The following is a 15,686-nucleotide window of genomic DNA, read 5'->3' on the forward strand; positions in this document are numbered from 1 at the left end:
ATCTCTTGTTTCATCTGTAGAAAAAATTCTTAAAGAATTTGGAGATAATTATGTAATTAATTTTGCTTAACTACTTATTAGTGAAAGGTACAACCTCTGGAGACTTGTCAGGCAGTTGTTTTTGGGTGTCAACAGCTAAACTGGAATTATTTGCAGCCGGAAGCGCACTGTTACTCGCAATAGCTGGTTAGGCACCCCCTTGGCAACAGCATTAGCGGGATTTTACCCCTCGATTGTCAAAGACTTGACCTGAAAACCGCGAAACTGTTCTTTTTGGCTAACGCGCCACATTGCGATGGGAAAAGTCAATCGATTTTAGATTTGAGATTTGAGATTTTAGATTAAAGCATTGACTTGCGCGAGATAAATTCGGGGGCTCCTTTATCGGATACAGGTTTTTTATTTATCCGTCCTGAGTCTGCGCGTTGGAATGAATCCGGTTTGAAGTTGAATCTGTAAACAAATATTGATAATTGTTATCAAAAAGCTTCAAGGTGAGGGTAGTCGGTAAAATATCCGAATAATTCTTCAGGATTATTTAATGTAAAATTTCTCATCCTCAAAATTCTGCCCATGAGGCGGTAATCTATATCCCATAAGCGATCGCCCGCCCCCAATCCCCCGATCGCGCGATCGCACAAATACCCCCACAGGGGATGGTAAATTTTTGTAAAAAATAGTTGACTAAAGGGCTGGAACTTCTCTCGTTTGGGATACATCAATGCACATACCTGATGGTTTTCTTTCACCGCCAGTAGCCGTTGCCACCGGCATAGCAAGTGCAGCAGTAATTGCAGTTGCCCTAAATCGAACCCGCGCGAGTCTTGGACTCCGACAAGCCCCAATCATGGGCTTAACCACAGCTTTCGTATTTGCAGCCCAGATGATCAACTTTCCCGTAGCCGGCGGTACCAGCGGCCACTTGTTGGGAGGGGCGCTGGCATCTGTGGTTTTGGGGAACCCTTGGGCGGCAACTTTAGCGATGAGTACAGTTTTTATAATTCAGAGCGTCTTGTTTGCCGACGGGGGCATCACCGCCCTGGGAGCCAATATTTTTAACATGGGGCTAGTTGGCATTTGGGTGGGCTGGTGGCTGTTGCAGCCATTGCAGCAACTTTTGGGAGGTTCCAGAAATCGTTTGCCCCTAGCCGCGGGCATCGCCGCTGGCCTCAGCGTCGTGGCTGCTTCGATTTGTGTGGCGATCGAACTGGCAATTTCTGGTACAGTAGGGCTCAATATCGCATTGCCAGGAATGGTAGGCGTACATATTTTAATTGGCATTGGCGAAGGGGTAATTACAGCCGGCGTTTTAACTTATCTCGTCAAAGTGCGGCCGGATTTACTGCCGGGACAACAGCCACAACTGCAGAAATGGGTAGTGCCAGTAATCGGAGTTTTATTAATTTCCGGGGTGCTTTCACTGTTCGCATCAAGTTGGCCTGACGGGTTAGAAGCGGTAGCCGAAAAATACGGCTTTAAAGATAAAGAAGCTGTGGCGATCGAAAATCCCACTCCTTTAGCAGATTACACAGTTAAAGGATTAGAAGAACAGCCTATTGGTACTAGCATTGCTGGACTTTTAGGGTCTGCCTTCAGCTTCGGCGCGGCTTTTGGGATTGCTCAGTTGGTGGTAAAACCTAAAGATGTCTAAACTCTCCATACCTTTTCGATTGCGAATGTCTCTCACAATTGTGATTGGCATGGGTTTTCTAAAGACAGGCGCTTGGCTGTGGCTGGGAATTTATGGGGCGATCGCACTTTTTTGGTCGTTTTGGCTCAGAGCTCCGATGCGAACCCTAGCGCAACTGTTGGGAGCAGAATTGATTTTTCTCTCCTTATTAGTGCTGCCCCAAGGTTGGGAACGTGCCAGTTTTTTGTTGCTGCGTTCCCTAATTTGCCTGCTAATTATGAACAGCTTCCTGCTAACTTTGCCACCCCACAGTTTCGGAATCGCCCTCAAAGGATTACCCCTACCAGCAGGTTTGCAAGAGATTGTACTTTTAACAGGACAATACTTAGAAATCCTGCTGTCCGAAGTCAACCGCATGAAAATATCAGCCCAACTCCGGGGCTTGTCCGGTACCGGAGGATGGCTGCGCTACGCCAGTGCTTCCATGATCGGAGCGCTTTATTTGCGAAGTCTCGATCGGGCAGAAAGAGTACACGCAGCCATGCTAATTCGGGGATATCAAGGAGCTTTACCTGCCGACTCAAAATCAACACCAAAAGAGCGACTGTGGCTGACACTAGCAATTGTAATAGCAGCCGGATTAACAATAGCTTCTTACGGTTATTCGTAATTGGGCATTGGGCATTTAACTGGTTCCCAGGCAGAGCCTGGGAATCCATATCCAGAGGCTCTGCCTCCCTTCTTGCGGAGGAAAATTGGAGGCAGAGCCTCCCGATCTGCGTTCCCCGGCAGAGCCTGTGAGCGAGTAGAATTGGTAATTGATTAATTCATTCCTCTACCTTTTGCCTTCTCCCTTCCCCTCTCTGCGCCCTCTGCGCTCTCTGCGGTTAAACACTCTTAATCCTAAAATAGAGGAAAATAAAACTTGAGTAGACTAAAATCCGTGCCAACAATCGAAGTAGAAAATTTAGTATTTGGCTATCCCGATCAAAAGCCAGTATTGCGGGGAATTTCTTTTACTTTGCAACCGGGAGAAAGAGTTGCTCTACTCGGCCTGACAGGTGCTGGTAAAAGCACTTTGCTCGAAAACTTGATCGGATTAAAAATGCCTCAAGCGGGCGAGATTAGAGTGCAGGGAAAAAAGTTGGAAGAGGCGACTTTATCGCAGGCGCGCAGGCAGATTGGATTTTGCTTTCAAGATGCTAACGACCAGCTATTCATGCCGACTATTTTAGAGGATGTCATGTTCGGGCCGCGCAATTACGGAGTGCCGCCGGGAGTTGCGCGCGATCGAGCTTTATCACTATTAGACGAATTTGGTTTAGTAGAATTTGCCAACCGTTCGGCCCACGAACTTTCGGGAGGTCAAAGAAGATTAGCAGCCTTGGCAGCAATTTTAGCATTAGAGCCGGCAATTTTAATCTTAGACGAGCCGACCAACGGACTAGATCCCTCGTGGCGGCGTCACTTGGCGTCTGTTTTGTCCCAATTGCCGATCGAGGTAATTTTAATCGCTTCTCATAATTTGAATTGGATCGGAAAAACGACTCAAAGGGCGTTAGTTTTGGCGGATGGTGAGATTAAAATTGACAGGAAAACTAAAGAGTTGCTGGCAGATAAATCAACTCTCGAATATTACAATTTGCCGCCCGATTGGTAATAAAAAATTGGTCATTAGTCATGACCAAAAGCAGTCATAACTAACCACAAGCGATGGTAAGGATTGGGGGGGCAATTACAGGCAATATATATCTGTAGTTAAAGCTCGAATTTGCGGACGGTCTCATTGTACAAATGAATAGCTAAATCGCGCAGGATTTGTTCATTTTCAAACTCACTTCCTAACTTTTGTTTTGCCATTTGAACACAGAATTTCATCAACTCTGATGAAGTTTCGAGATGAAGTGCGATCGCCCTTTGCTTTTCTTCAAAGCCGACCTCGATTTCCGCCAGCCTTTTGACCGATTGACAATTCGCAAATTCCTCTGAATTTTCAGCTTTTTTTTCCTGCTTTCTCTTTTGGACTTCCTCGGAAAAACCCCCAGCAATTATCCCTGCCGGTAACGCAAAAATTCCAATTCCCAAAAATGCTAACATGGCTCCTAACAATTTTCCTAAAGGAGTGATGGGATAAATATCGCCGTAACCAACAGTAGTTAATGTCACAACTCCCCACCACATTGCATCGGGGATGCTGCCAAAAGCTTTGGGATGTGCCTCGTATTCAACAAAATACATGATGCTAGAGGCAAATATTAACAGAATAAAAACTGCAAATGCAGTGGCAATCAACTCCTCTTTTTTAGCGTACAACACTGCTCCCAGAGTTCGGACTGACTCTGAATAACGGCTCATTTTTAGCAAGCGCAACAATCGCATAACACGAATTAAGTTAACGAAGTTTAAACTAGGAAATAACAGCAATAAGTAAAAAGGTAAGATGGAAATTAAATCTATCAAACTTAGGGGTGTCAGAGCATATGTCAATCTTCCCCAAAGCGGGTGGCTGTATCTGCGATCGACTGTAGACACCCATAGCCTCAAAATATATTCTATTGTAAATACTAAGGAGGAAACAATTTCGATATTTGCCAAAAGCGATGTGTGTTCTGGCGACAATGTGGGCGAAGTAGAAGCAATAAAAGCTGCGACATTGATCAGGATTAAACAAGTTATGACAACATCATCGGCTAAACTGTATAAATTGCTAGAGTCTGAGGTTTCTAAAATTTCATAAATTAAAGTCGGGATTTTTTTACGCATCTGAGTTTGTCCTAAAAACTTAGCAATTAACGCTGGCGGTTGACTACAGTCTAAGCAATTAAATTCAAAAAAATCAGCAGGAGTTGCCCTAAAGCTAAAAAAATGGTTTCTTCAAAGAGGCTCTTGTTGCCAAACTCAATATTTCTCATGGAAAGTGGGTTGTTTGGGGCAACGGCGCTCTAGTAAAATTTAGAGTTAATCTGGAAAGAATTCCCAACTATTACTGGATTTGCAGGCAAAAATCATGAAGGTAGCCGTATTCAGCACCAAATCCTACGATCGCACATTTCTGGAAGCAGCGAATGTCGGCGGCAAACACGATTTAGTTTTTTTTGAACCGCGTCTGAACCTGGAAACCAGCGTTTTGGCTGCTGGATTTCCGGCCGTTTGCGCGTTCGTGAACGACTGCTTGGACGCGAAAACGCTGCTTAGCATTGCCGAAAAAGGCGTCCGCTTGCTGGCCCTGAGATCCGCCGGATTCAATCACGTCGATTTAGCAGCAGCCAAGGATTTAGAGCTAACTCTGCTGCGAGTTCCTGCTTATTCTCCCTACGCAGTGGCAGAACACGCAGTCGCTTTGATTTTGTCCCTCAACCGCAGAATCCATCGGGCCTACAACCGCGTCCGCGAAGGCAATTTCGCCCTAGATGGCTTGTTGGGTTTTGACCTCCACGGCAAAACGGTGGGAATCGTCGGAACAGGCAGAATTGGCGCAATTACTGCCCAAATTCTGCGCGGATTCGGGTGTCACTTGCTGGGATACGATGTTTACCACAACCCAGATTGCCTCGCCCTAGGCATGGAATACGTCGCACTCCCGGAACTGTTCGCCGCCTCTGATATTGTCAGCCTGCACTGTCCGCTGATACCGGAAACTTACCATTTAATCGGTGCAGAGGCGATCGAGCAAATGAAACCAGGGATGATGCTGATCAATACCAGCCGCGGTCAGTTGATTGACACTAAAGCTGTCACCAAAGCACTGAAATCTGGTATAATTGGGTACCTCGGATTAGATGTTTACGAACAAGAGACGGATCTGTTTTTTGAGGATTTGTCAAATCACGTTATTCAAGACGACGTATTTCAGCGCTTGCTGACTTTTCCAAACGTCCTGATTACCGGACACCAAGCTTTTTTCACCGAGGAAGCTTTGAAAAATATCGCCGAAACCACGATCGGCAATATCACCGACTTTGAACAAGGACGCCCTTGCCCGAATCAAATCGACCTCGATCAAGTGAAAAAATGAGTCAAAAGAGCGATTTGGCAGCGAAGGCAATTGTTTAAAATCAAGTCATATCGTTATTTTTGCTTGCAATTTGTGAAACTCTGCCTTAGTCTCATCAATTAGTCCCTGCAGCGCGGATGCTGTGCTAATTGCCGGAGAATTATACTGGCAGCAATTCACAGCCTGCAATTTTACCTGACAACGGAGGAAGTATCCAATGACACAAGCTAACTTTTCGGACGACGCACAAACAGTCACTGAAATCGTCACAGTAGATCTGGTGGAGGACAAACCGGGAGTCATGACTACAGTGACAACCACAGAAACAACGGCAAGCCAGTTCCAAGATATTAAAGACCAAGTTATTACAATTTTGTCGGAACTCCCAGCCTATCTATCCAATTTTTTTGCTGACTACCAAAAGCCCCTCATAACTGTTGGTTTAATTCTGGCAGGCGGTATTAGTATTAAGGTAATGCTGGGAGTGTTAGGAGCTCTTAATGATGTCCCTTTGGTAGCTCCAGTTTTTGAGTTGATTGGCATGGGATATACGGGTTGGTTTGTTTACCGCTATCTGCTCAAGGCTTCTAATCGCCAAGAGTTGTTAACGGAAATTGATTCTTTAAAAGAACAAGTTGTAGGTAAAGATTCTTAGAGGAAGGAAGGCACAACACGGATTTTGACACGGATACACGGATGAATTTAACTGTTTTTCTTTTTGTCTCCCGCTCTCTCAGCAGGACTAAGGAAAAAAAATGATTCGATCCGCTATTGTTAGTGGTAAGGTGCGCGGCCCGGCGCACCCTACGGATACAGTGTATGCGTCCAGGACTGTCTCTATGTCTCCCGCTCTCAATTTGGATGGCAAACTTGTTGTAAAGTGGCGGTAAAGTCGGGGTAGGAAATGGCAGCAGCTTCTGCCCGGTGAATGTTAGTAATACCTGTGGCGTTGAGGGCTGCGATCGCCAAACTCATCGCTATTCTGTGGTCGGTGTAGCTGTCAACATCCGCGCCGGTCAAAGGAGTTCCCCCGGTAATTTCTAAACCGTCGGGTAACTCGGAAATTTGGGCTCCCATGCGGTTGAGTTCGGCAGCAGTCACGGCCAGCCGATCGCTCTCTTTGACTCGCAACTCGGCCGCATCTCGAATTATTGTAGTACCCGACGCAAAGATCGCCGCTACGGCCAAAATCGGGATTTCGTCAATCAGTCGGGGAATTAAGTCGCCCGCAATGGTGCATCCCCGCAATTGGCCGGAACTGCGAACCAAAATATCCGCTACCGGTTCCCCGGCCGCCTCTCGCTGATTTTGCAGTTCAATGTCGGCCCCCATCATTTCCAAAGCTTCCAAAATGCCTGTACGAGTTGGGTTGACGCCGACATTTTCGACTACGAGTTCCGAACCCGGAACGATCGCCCCAGCAACTAGCCAAAATGCCGCCGAACTAATATCCCCCGGTACAATCACATTCTGCCCTTGCAGTTGTGTCGGCCCAGTGACTGTCACGCTACAAGTTTCTGGATCGACGCTCAATTGGGCTCCAAACGCTCGCAGCATCCGCTCGCTGTGATCCCGCGACAGAGCGGGTTCTGTGACTGTAGTTTCTCCGCTTGCCATCAAACCGGCGAGCAAAATGCAAGATTTAACTTGAGCCGAGGCGATCGGAGAATGGTAGTGAATCGGTTTTAACTGCTGTCCGAGTATCCCTAAAGGAGCTAAAGAATTACTTTTTCGGCCCCAAATTTGCGCTCCCATTTGTTGCAGCGGTTTAATGACGCGCGACATGGGGCGCGATCGCAAAGAACTGTCACCCGTTACCGCAAAAAAACGCCCCGGATGAGAGGCTAAAATTCCCAACATCAGCCGCATCGTCGTGCCGGAATTACCCGCGTCCAAGACTTCTACAGGCTCCTCTAACTCGCCAATTCCAACGCCCCGGACTGTCACCCGTTCTGCATTGAGTTCCGAAACTTTGGCTCCCAGGAGCGAGAAACATTTAGCCGTGCTGCGGGGGTCTTCTCCTAGGAGTAGTCCCTCAATAGTAGTTTCACCTTGGGCGATCGCACCCAACATCAAAGCTCGGTGAGAAATCGACTTATCGCCGGGAACTCGAATCCTCCCCACCAGCGACAAGCCCGAGGCCGGTTTTTGAATGCTTAAAGTTTGGCTTTTGTCAAGAAGCGTAGTAGTTATAATGTCAGCTTGCATTGAGATAAACTAGGATTAGATGGCGTTAGCTATCCTACCTTTTTCTCAGTCCTAAGTTAGTCGTCTTTTGTACGGCCTGCGGGTTTTTTCCCAATGTGTCCGGTTAACTTAAAGGCTGATTAAACTCGCCCGGAGACTCCGCTGTCAGTTCTCGATGACACGGGAGTGCGGACGCAACGGCACGGATTTCACATTAATTTCACAAATATTATCCGTGTATCTGCTTAGATTTCATCTCCAGCTCTCAGTTATCGACCAGATGATTGAAGTTTGACTGAACAATTTTAGATTTTCGATTGCGAGTTGTAGATTTTTCATTTTTTTAAGCAAAAGCTCCGGAATTTGGAACCCAGCCAATCTAAAATCTAAAGTCTAAAATCTCAAATCTCAAACCGCCCGATCCACAACAACCCCTAAACTTTTATTTATGCTGACCCATCACCGCAAGCCAGTAAGTTTATCGCTCGTCTCCACAGATTTACCTTTGTGGTCAGTCGTTGAAACCGCTGCTACCCTTTATCAAAAAGACCGGGATCGCTTTCACTTGTTGTTACACGAACCAGCAATAATCGATCGCGAATTTTCCGACGGTTCCAACGAATCTGCCGAGCAAGTTACAATCTTACCCCCAACTACAAAACCCCGGTTGCTCTGGCTAGAAGTTTCGCCCTATCGAGTCATTATGACGATGCAAGGAAACGGTAAATACAGTTACCGCCACTGCTGGGAACGAGGAATGTACGGCCTGAGCCGTTATTGGCTTCAGGGCGAATCGCTGGCGACTCCCGAACAGTTGCGACTCCGCAACTTCACTCGCAACTTGACGCTGACAGGAAAGCCGGAACCGGATCACTTGCAGTTAGAATACGAGTTGTGGTCGGAGAAAGTGCAACTCGGTCGCTATATTTTGAATCTAGAAATTCATCACTAAATTGGGTAATTGCAAAGGGGTAGATAGTAAGTGAAGGCGACGCATTCCTCAAATTCATTCACCCCCCGTGGGTTGTTGGGGTTCGCGTGGCCATCTCAAAACTCCAAACTCTTAGCCTTTAGCGATCGCCCTTACAATAATTAATCAGTTTGCTAGTCAAAGCGTCTTGATTTGCGGCTGCTTGATTCGCCTGTTGACCGGCTCTGATAATATCTGCTTGAGCTGTTTGTATTTGCTCTCGACCTTCTATACTTGTAGAAGCGAGATTTGCAGCCTGAAGACTTTTGCTTATGTCGCCGAGTGCTTGACTAATTTCCTGGAAGGATTTAACCGATGGCTCCTGAATTTCTTTGAGGGTTGGATCTGTTATTCGCAGTTCCTCAAGTTCATTCGCTATCAGGTTCAAATTTTTAGCTAAATTGTCGGTAGTTGCAGCATCGTTGCTGTCTTTATCAACATCAATGAGAGCGTTGCCTTTGTTGACAATTTCAGTAAATTTAGTACACTGGATAGTTCGGCTATCGCTGCAACTAATCGTCAGCGTACAGCAAGCAACAACTATCAGCAAGATGGCAATCTGTTTGCGAAAAAAGTACATGAACCCTCGGTTGCAAAAAAGTAGATTCTGGGATTTTGTCGTAGAGTGCGTCACTCGATTTTCGATTTTCGATTTTCGATTTTCGATTTACTTGCGACATTGAATCAAAGGAGCTGGAACTTTGGTCTAAAATTAGGGATTGTCCACAAGGCGAGTGTACGCGGCACAGTATCCGTTTTTGGGTGTGTCAGCGGGCCGATCGATATATCGACTGTCGAAAAACTTTCGCGACATTGAGACACGCTCTACTAAGCTAAACTACGTACCTGTTTAGGAACTATGGTCAAAAACAGCAATAACCTAAAGAAGGGAAGCATTTGGGGATATCTTACCCTGCTTTTGCCTATTTCCTTGACGGCGGTTGCCAGTTTCGAGTCGGGAAGGATGTTTTGGGCGATCGCCACCACAGCGGGCATTGCTTGGGCTTACAAGCTCTACCACCAGCAACAAAAACACAAACTCGCTCATTTAGACTCGGTTTTCTATAAGTTGATCAAGGAAAATCAAGGGCGAGTTACGGCGTTGGATTTGGCGATGAATGCAAAACTCCCCGGAGAAAAGGTTCAAGAGTATCTCGACGAACGAGCCTCTGAGTTTGCAGCGGATTTTGAGGTGACGGAACAAGGCGGAATTTTGTATTATTTTCAAATAGCTCCAACTGTCAATCAAAGCGAAACAGCTAATGTGGCAATAGCTGTTCAAGAGCCTCCCACAAATCGGGAAAAAGCACAAGATAAAAAACCAAATTTATTCCCCATTGCTCAAACCAAGACTCCTCAAAAGCCCAAAATCTCTTTTACCCAGACGGAACTCTCCCGCAGGTTCAAAGTTCACGCAAGTACGATCGGCAAGTGGAAACTTAAGCCGGAGTTTGCTCAGTGGAGCCGCGAAAAAGACCCAGAGGATCTCGCCTGGGAATATTCTACAGAAAACAAGCGATTTTATCCCAAAGATTGAGTGCCTCCGGTATTTGCCAAAATATCTCTATAAACCCGGTTTATACGACGCTCTGCGGTTGGTAACGAATAATTTGGCAACAAACCTGGTTTCTGAGAATTGAGCGCGTCCTGGGCTGATTTTACTGCGATTGACCGAAAGCATCCAGGATACCCGCCACGTGATTCATTCCGAAAGCAGACTCAGAACCCAGAAATAAAAAACCTGTATCCGATGAAACTTGCCGAACGTATTTATCTCGCGCAAGTCAATGCTGCAATTCTTTAATCTAAAATCTAAAATCTAAAATCTAAAATCGATTGACCGCTCGATCTCTTTAGGTTATTTTAAGTAAAATCGTCTTTTGCTGAGTTTGCCAAGTAAAAATCGGTAAATTCGATCGTCCTATCTGTGACTTTTTTCTCCTATGTCCAAAACAACCTTGCGAGTAGTCGCCCGCCTCGCTGCCTTTCCCGACAAAGTAGCAGAACTTAAATCTCTGCTGCTGAGCATTATAGAACCCACTCGCAAAGAAAAAGGCTGCATCAAATACGAACTCCTGCAAAATCAAGCCGATCCCACAGATTTTACCTATGTTGAAGAGTGGGAAAGTGCTGATTTGCTCGAACTACATCTCGGTTCAAGTCACATTCAAGACGCCGTGCAGAAATTAGACGGTTTGGCCGTTGGGCCTCCAGATATCCGCCGCTATGAGTTGCTAGCTTAATCGGGTTTTTATAGCAATTTGATTAAGGTTTTTGAATTAGCTTCGACCCCCCTAGCCCCCCTTAGTAAGGGGGGGGACAAGAGTGAGAGTTAAAATTGTAGTAACTTCCTAAAAATTATGATACCTGCAACAATAAAACAGTTATTTATTTATCCAATTAAAGGGCTGACACCCCAAGCAATGTCGGAGTTTGCTTTAACAGCCGGGCACGGAATTAAGGGCGATCGAGCTTTTGCCTTAATGTTTGCAGATAATCTTGAAGCTGCAAAGATGCCTGCTGACAATGTGCCTTGGATGAGCAAAAAACATTTTGCCGTCCAAAACGATTGGCCTTTGTTAGCAGCTTTAGAATGTCATTATCAACCGGAAACTGCCGTTTTAACAGTCCAGCGTGAAGGAGTTGCAGTGTTATCCGCAGAAACGAACACAGCAGCGGGGCGCGATCGCATCGGCGCTTTTTTCACAGAATATTTGGCGGCAATTGAACCGACAAAAGAAGCGAGACACCCGCAGTTTGCCCCTTTGCAATTAGTCGGCGACACCAGCGGCGAAACTCGTTATCCCGATCGAGAACCCGTACACATTTCTTTACTCAGCCAAGCCACATTAGACCAATTAACAGAAATTGCTGTTCAAAACATTGACGTGGGCCGATTTCGCCCGAACATTGTGCTAGAAGGTATGGCAGCTTGGTCAGAATTTGAGTTGATCGGAAAACAGTTTCAATTAGGCACAGCGCGCATAGAAGTTACAGCACGAATCGGTCGCTGTGTCAATATAGAAGTGAATCCAGAAACAGGCGATCGGGATATTTCCCTACTCAGTTTACTGCAACAGGAATTCGGTCACGCACAAACAGGAGTTTTAGCCAAAATTATCAACAGTGGCACAGTTAAAATCGGCGATGTTTTGACTGCTGTAAAATAGTAGGACTTACGGGCGGGCAGGATGCCCAACCCCTACTCCCCACAAGAAAACTCATTCTTTGTGGAACAGGCATCTTGCCTGTTCAGGAGAATATCTTGCCTGTTCATGAGAATGGTGCAAGATGTGAGATGCACCCTACAAGTCAATAGTCTCTTAATAAAAAGCGACATTAAGATTGTGAATGCTGGCTAACTTCCTCTACAGATAAACCGAGTGCTTCTGCCACTTGCTCTGTATTCAATCCCATTGCCAACAACCGAGGGATGGCATCCCGCCGCGCTTGGGCTTCTGCACTCAAAGCCTGCTCTGCTAAGGAAGCTCGTTCTGTACCTGTCAGCAGCAAATTACCCTCGCTATCCCACCACCGCAGCCACAGCATTGTCTGGTTTTGATAACTGCCTTCCCACAGTCCTAATTCTACGCCCATTGGCGCGATCGGATAATGAGCGCGATCGTTCGGAAGCAACTGCTGGTAAAACCCATTGTTCAGGCTGTAAACCTCCAGCCTGCCACTATTGATTTCATAGATGCCATAATACGGAATCCGCATGATCCGCTCATATACCCAAAACTTCCCAGGCCTTTGCGCCGCTCCAACTTCCGAGTACGATAGTGGCGTTGTGTCCCGCTCTTCTGAACCGTCTCCCGATGCGAACTCCAAAGCAATCATCGGAGCCATGAATTCGCGCCACAGCACGTAAGAGCGACGAATCTGATTTCCTAGTGTTGGTGGCACGTTCGGCACGTAGAACCAATCAGGAGCTTCTGCTCCCTTTTCAAGTGGGTCTGTTTCTCGCCAGTAGATGCCACAGTCTTGCCCTATAGCATATTGCCCATCGGGATGAAGCCCTTGCAATACCGACCCGATAGAATCAGTCAAAATAATGCTCTGAGGATGCTCCTGAAAATTCTTCACAAAAGTGCCGTCTTCCTCTGGCAGTTGAGTGTGGTCGGGGAAGGGAGAGGGAAGGACAATCTTTTCGGTTGCCGGGGTCATGCTACCTCTCAAGTATTGCAGCTTACCTGAATATCTTAACTCATCCTGCTTCCGGCACTCTCACCTTATTACCAATCAAATTCAGAAAACTCGCTCCAAAATGTTGAATCTCCAAAAAATTAGCATAAGCAGGAGTTGACTTGTAAACTCTAAAAGTCCGCATAATTCCTAAAGTTGCCGCGCTTTCCAGCGGGCCGATAAAGCTAGTATCCCTATCCAAAAAATGAGACTGCTTAGCCCAGTGTGCCATCTGTTCCGCATTCAAAAAATAGCAGCCGGAATGAGGATTCAACGCCCGCTCAAAAGCGATTTTTTGTTCCATGATTTTTCCCGTTAACTGCCGCTGCTCCTCTACATTTTGAAACGCAGAAGTCGCTGAGTCTGCTAAATTACCATCAACATATGCTTTAAAAACCGCGCCTTTAGGCGCTATTTCATAGCGATTAGGTTGCAGCAAATTCCCATTTCCTCCGTGATGCGTAAACCACTTTAATTTACTAAAAAACCACGGATCATGCAGAACTAAATCATCTTCCAAATAACAGAAATAATCGTATTTGTTAAGACACGCTCGCAAAACTGCTTGACACTCAAACCCCAACAGCAGCGGTTCGCATTTGGTAGCATGGTGCATAAAACATCTGGGCTGCACTGGCAGTTGAGGCAACAGATGATAACCTTGAGTAGTGCAAACAACAATGTCAATTTCGTGCTGTTGAGATTGATTTGCTGGGATAGTTGCACATTCGCGAATGTCAATCATGGACTGAGATTTGCCGTACAAAGCTTGCAGCGATGTCACGCAAGCGGTTAAAGCATTTAGTCGTGGTTGCGGATCATTTCGCTGGGAAGCGTGTTTCCCGTCGCCGCTGGGATTGTAAAAGTGAGCAATAGTGAATAGAATTCGCATTGGTGTGGAGTAACAATTAGAAATTAAACAATAAAACAGAACGATCGCACAATAACCCTATAAATCTTACCGCACTTAGTCACCAAATAACTCCGGCAGGCGATCGCGCAACTCAGCATTTAAACGTGGCAACTCGTCGCGCATCTGTAAGTACCAATCTCGGCGTTGCCGGTAGTGCCCGCACAGCAAGCGGTTGTCCCGCACCCATTCGTAAGCATTCGCGGCTATTTTCCGGCGTCGAGAAGTGTCAGAAATCAGCGAATTTAGTTTTGTTTCAAACTCTTTTTCATATCTATAAATCAATCCTGTTTCACCTTCGACTATCGAATCTTCGTACACAGTGGGACTTGCCAGCACCGCTACTCCCCGCGCTGCACATTCAATAAATTTTAAGTCGGATTTTGTTTCGTTAACCGGGTTGGAAACAAGCGGGAGCAAAGCTATATCGCAACTGTACATAATTTCTTGATACCGTTCGTAACTGCAAAATGGTTCAAATTCTTTTTGCTGTATTTTCAAGGATTCAAAAAATTTTCGGTCGTGGATTACTTTAACTCGAATCCGGTGCTTGTGTGCGACTAAAACTCGATTGAGTGCTGCCATAATCGGCTGCCAATCTTTTTCGCGGTTGAGTGCACCAAAAAAGATTGTGACTGTCTCTTCTGCGGGATAAACTCGCGGCGGAGGTAGATAAGCTAATTGATTGGGAAATACAGTAACATTAGGATTGTAAGACCGCAAAATTTTTGCTAGCGGTTCCGTAGAAGTTTGAACGCAGTGACAGCCGCGATAGCTGAGGTAATTATTGTCGGCGTATTCGCGGCGGCGAATGGGGTTGTCGTCAATTTCAGCTACTATTAAATAGCCTTGTTGCAACAGTTCTTTGAGTTGGGGAATATAGCCGGGATATTGCATGATTGTCCGCTGCCAAATGAAGACTTTTTCTTCTTCCGGTAGGGGGGGAATTAATCCTGCTGTTTTCACGCCGGATACGGTGCGGACACCGGGAATTGTGGCGCTAAATTTGTCCGGTTCCAAAACTCGCACACGATCGCACCCTGTAGGAGCCATAATGATAGTCTGAATCAGCAGTCTGCGCGCAGGTACGGTCGATTTGGTCGATCGCACGATATAATATTCAGCACCGGTTTCCGTAGCAAAACTGCTCGATGTTAGCTCTAAAGCCTGTACCATTGGATGCAGCAATTGCTGAAACTGGACAAAATTTTCGGTTTTGTGTCCCTTCCCTTGAAATTCATAAACCTGCAATCCGGCTTGAGCAAATAGTGATTTAATACTTTCTAGGGTAAACCAGTGCTGCATCTTGTTGTCGGGATTTTCCCACTGTCCCCGCAACAGATTGACAATTCGCCGCCAGTATTGAACATTAGGGATTCTGGCGAGAATTTGCCCCTCTGGATTCAGCAAACCACTGTACTGCTTGAGCACTTCCCAAGGGTTTTTGAGATAGGGTAGCAAGTCGCCAAAAACCAAACAATCGACGGTTCCTGGGGCGATGTCGAGACTTTCGAGAGCAATTTCTTCAATATCGGCTACCGTCACCCAGTTTAGCCGATCGACTGCAATTTTAGCTTTTTCTCGATCGCATTCAATGCCAATATACTGACAATGGGGATTGATCAGCTTGTACTGTTCGCCCGTCGAACCCGTACCGCAGCCAATTTCAACAATGACTTTAGCATCCGGCGGTAGCAGCTTCAAGAGGTCGTGGTTGACGCGATCGATCACTTTCTCTAAAATTCCTGATTAGTTTATCGTAAAATACAACAGAGCCACCCATGCCGACAGACAACCAGCCGAAGGTTAG

The 15,686-nt window shown here is 46.1% G+C and carries 16 protein-coding genes; 9 read left to right on the forward strand and 7 right to left on the reverse strand.

From position 1 onward, the window contains the following. Positions 1-479 precede the first annotated feature (479 nt). Positions 480-722: a hypothetical protein gene (locus QUB11_RS10285; protein WP_333200009.1), complete on the reverse strand. Its 243-nt coding sequence runs from the start codon at positions 720-722 to the stop codon at positions 480-482. Here QUB11_RS10285 and QUB11_RS10290 point away from each other — a divergent pair. The 3 genes from QUB11_RS10290 to QUB11_RS10300 all read left to right on the forward strand — a co-directional run bounded on the left by QUB11_RS10290 (position 722) and on the right by QUB11_RS10300 (position 3,290). After that, positions 722-1,651 (forward strand): energy-coupling factor ABC transporter permease, encoded by a 930-nt coding sequence (locus QUB11_RS10290; protein ID WP_333200010.1) that lies wholly within the window; start codon positions 722-724, stop codon positions 1,649-1,651. The two genes, QUB11_RS10285 and QUB11_RS10290, sit on opposite strands and share 1 nt — an antisense overlap. Beyond that, positions 1,644-2,300: an energy-coupling factor transporter transmembrane protein EcfT gene (locus QUB11_RS10295; RefSeq protein WP_333390446.1), complete on the forward strand. Its 657-nt coding sequence runs from the start codon at positions 1,644-1,646 to the stop codon at positions 2,298-2,300. The genes QUB11_RS10290 and QUB11_RS10295 overlap by 8 nt, the downstream gene beginning before the upstream one ends. A 255-nt stretch (positions 2,301-2,555) precedes the next feature. Next, positions 2,556-3,290, forward strand: coding sequence for an ABC transporter ATP-binding protein (locus QUB11_RS10300; protein ID WP_333153286.1), 735 nt, complete (start codon positions 2,556-2,558; stop codon positions 3,288-3,290). A gap of 98 nt (positions 3,291-3,388) precedes the next feature. Here the strand turns inward: QUB11_RS10300 and QUB11_RS10305 are convergent, their stop codons facing one another. Continuing rightward, positions 3,389-4,393, reverse strand: a complete 1,005-nt coding sequence (locus QUB11_RS10305; RefSeq protein ID WP_333390449.1) for an ion transporter — start codon at positions 4,391-4,393, stop codon at positions 3,389-3,391. Between the two features lie 244 nt (positions 4,394-4,637). On the opposite strand from QUB11_RS10305, the gene QUB11_RS10310 reads away from it, so the two are divergent. Together QUB11_RS10310 and QUB11_RS10315 are read left to right on the forward strand one after the other, a co-directional pair. After that, positions 4,638-5,645, forward strand: coding sequence for a 2-hydroxyacid dehydrogenase (locus QUB11_RS10310; RefSeq protein ID WP_333390452.1), 1,008 nt, complete (start codon positions 4,638-4,640; stop codon positions 5,643-5,645). A 196-nt stretch (positions 5,646-5,841) separates the two neighbouring features. Beyond that, positions 5,842-6,279 (forward strand): CAAD domain-containing protein, encoded by a 438-nt coding sequence (locus QUB11_RS10315; RefSeq protein WP_333200019.1) that lies wholly within the window; start codon positions 5,842-5,844, stop codon positions 6,277-6,279. Positions 6,280-6,476: 197 nt separating this feature from the next. On the opposite strand, the gene aroA is transcribed toward QUB11_RS10315, so the two are convergent. After that, the gene (gene aroA, locus QUB11_RS10320) at positions 6,477-7,832 is read right to left on the reverse strand and encodes a 3-phosphoshikimate 1-carboxyvinyltransferase (RefSeq protein ID WP_333200020.1); all 1,356 of its coding nucleotides are present in this window, start codon (positions 7,830-7,832) and stop codon (positions 6,477-6,479) included. 427 nt (positions 7,833-8,259) lie between these two features. On the opposite strand from aroA, the gene QUB11_RS10325 reads away from it, so the two are divergent. Then, positions 8,260-8,763 (forward strand): hypothetical protein, encoded by a 504-nt coding sequence (locus QUB11_RS10325; RefSeq protein WP_333200022.1) that lies wholly within the window; start codon positions 8,260-8,262, stop codon positions 8,761-8,763. Positions 8,764-8,881: 118 nt separating this feature from the next. Here the strand turns inward: QUB11_RS10325 and QUB11_RS10330 are convergent, their stop codons facing one another. Continuing rightward, positions 8,882-9,361 carry a hypothetical protein gene (locus tag QUB11_RS10330; protein WP_333200024.1) on the reverse strand — a complete coding sequence of 160 codons (480 nt, stop codon included), beginning with the start codon at positions 9,359-9,361 and terminating at the stop codon, positions 8,882-8,884. Positions 9,362-9,640: 279 nt separating this feature from the next. Here QUB11_RS10330 and QUB11_RS10335 point away from each other — a divergent pair, with 279 nt between their 5' ends. The 3 genes from QUB11_RS10335 (at position 9,641) to QUB11_RS10345 (ending at position 11,951) form a co-directional block, all read left to right on the forward strand. Next, on the forward strand, positions 9,641-10,318 hold the full coding sequence (locus QUB11_RS10335; RefSeq protein WP_333200026.1) for a hypothetical protein: 678 nt from the start codon (positions 9,641-9,643) through the stop codon (positions 10,316-10,318). 406 nt (positions 10,319-10,724) lie between these two features. Beyond that, positions 10,725-11,024 (forward strand): putative quinol monooxygenase, encoded by a 300-nt coding sequence (locus tag QUB11_RS10340; protein WP_333153279.1) that lies wholly within the window; start codon positions 10,725-10,727, stop codon positions 11,022-11,024. A 117-nt stretch (positions 11,025-11,141) separates the two neighbouring features. Continuing rightward, the gene (locus QUB11_RS10345; RefSeq protein ID WP_333200028.1) at positions 11,142-11,951 is read left to right on the forward strand and encodes an MOSC domain-containing protein; all 810 of its coding nucleotides are present in this window, start codon (positions 11,142-11,144) and stop codon (positions 11,949-11,951) included. 169 nt (positions 11,952-12,120) lie between these two features. Here the strand turns inward: QUB11_RS10345 and QUB11_RS10350 are convergent, their stop codons facing one another. The 3 genes from QUB11_RS10350 to QUB11_RS10360 form a co-directional block, all read right to left on the reverse strand. Then, entirely contained in the window at positions 12,121-12,948 is an 828-nt protein-coding gene (locus QUB11_RS10350; RefSeq protein WP_333200030.1) for a Uma2 family endonuclease, read from the reverse strand. 40 nt (positions 12,949-12,988) lie between these two features. Continuing rightward, the gene (locus QUB11_RS10355) at positions 12,989-13,858 is read right to left on the reverse strand and encodes a calcium-binding protein (RefSeq protein WP_333200032.1); all 870 of its coding nucleotides are present in this window, start codon (positions 13,856-13,858) and stop codon (positions 12,989-12,991) included. A 75-nt stretch (positions 13,859-13,933) separates the two neighbouring features. After that, a complete protein-coding gene (locus QUB11_RS10360) occupies positions 13,934-15,607 on the reverse strand; it encodes a methyltransferase domain-containing protein (RefSeq protein WP_333200034.1) in 1,674 nt (557 codons plus the stop codon). Between the last annotated feature and the right edge of the window lie 79 nt (positions 15,608-15,686).

Source organism: Microcoleus sp. B6-A1 (assembly GCF_036705085.1).
Taxonomy (GTDB): Bacteria; Cyanobacteriota; Cyanobacteriia; order Cyanobacteriales; family Microcoleaceae; genus Microcoleus.

Coding starts and splice junctions, on each gene's coding strand:
- QUB11_RS10290 (WP_333200010.1), top strand. CDS start 722: ATGCACATACCTGATGGTTTTCTTTCACCGCCAGTAGCCGTTGCCACC.
- QUB11_RS10295 (WP_333390446.1), top strand. CDS start 1,644: ATGTCTAAACTCTCCATACCTTTTCGATTGCGAATGTCTCTCACAATT.
- QUB11_RS10305 (WP_333390449.1), bottom strand. CDS start 4,393: ATGCGTAAAAAAATCCCGACTTTAATTTATGAAATTTTAGAAACCTCA.
- QUB11_RS10310 (WP_333390452.1), top strand. CDS start 4,638: ATGAAGGTAGCCGTATTCAGCACCAAATCCTACGATCGCACATTTCTG.
- QUB11_RS10315 (WP_333200019.1), top strand. CDS start 5,842: ATGACACAAGCTAACTTTTCGGACGACGCACAAACAGTCACTGAAATC.
- aroA (WP_333200020.1), bottom strand. CDS start 7,832: ATGCAAGCTGACATTATAACTACTACGCTTCTTGACAAAAGCCAAACT.
- QUB11_RS10325 (WP_333200022.1), top strand. CDS start 8,260: ATGCTGACCCATCACCGCAAGCCAGTAAGTTTATCGCTCGTCTCCACA.
- QUB11_RS10330 (WP_333200024.1), bottom strand. CDS start 9,361: ATGTACTTTTTTCGCAAACAGATTGCCATCTTGCTGATAGTTGTTGCT.
- QUB11_RS10335 (WP_333200026.1), top strand. CDS start 9,641: ATGGTCAAAAACAGCAATAACCTAAAGAAGGGAAGCATTTGGGGATAT.
- QUB11_RS10340 (WP_333153279.1), top strand. CDS start 10,725: ATGTCCAAAACAACCTTGCGAGTAGTCGCCCGCCTCGCTGCCTTTCCC.
- QUB11_RS10345 (WP_333200028.1), top strand. CDS start 11,142: ATGATACCTGCAACAATAAAACAGTTATTTATTTATCCAATTAAAGGG.
- QUB11_RS10350 (WP_333200030.1), bottom strand. CDS start 12,948: ATGACCCCGGCAACCGAAAAGATTGTCCTTCCCTCTCCCTTCCCCGAC.
- QUB11_RS10355 (WP_333200032.1), bottom strand. CDS start 13,858: ATGCGAATTCTATTCACTATTGCTCACTTTTACAATCCCAGCGGCGAC.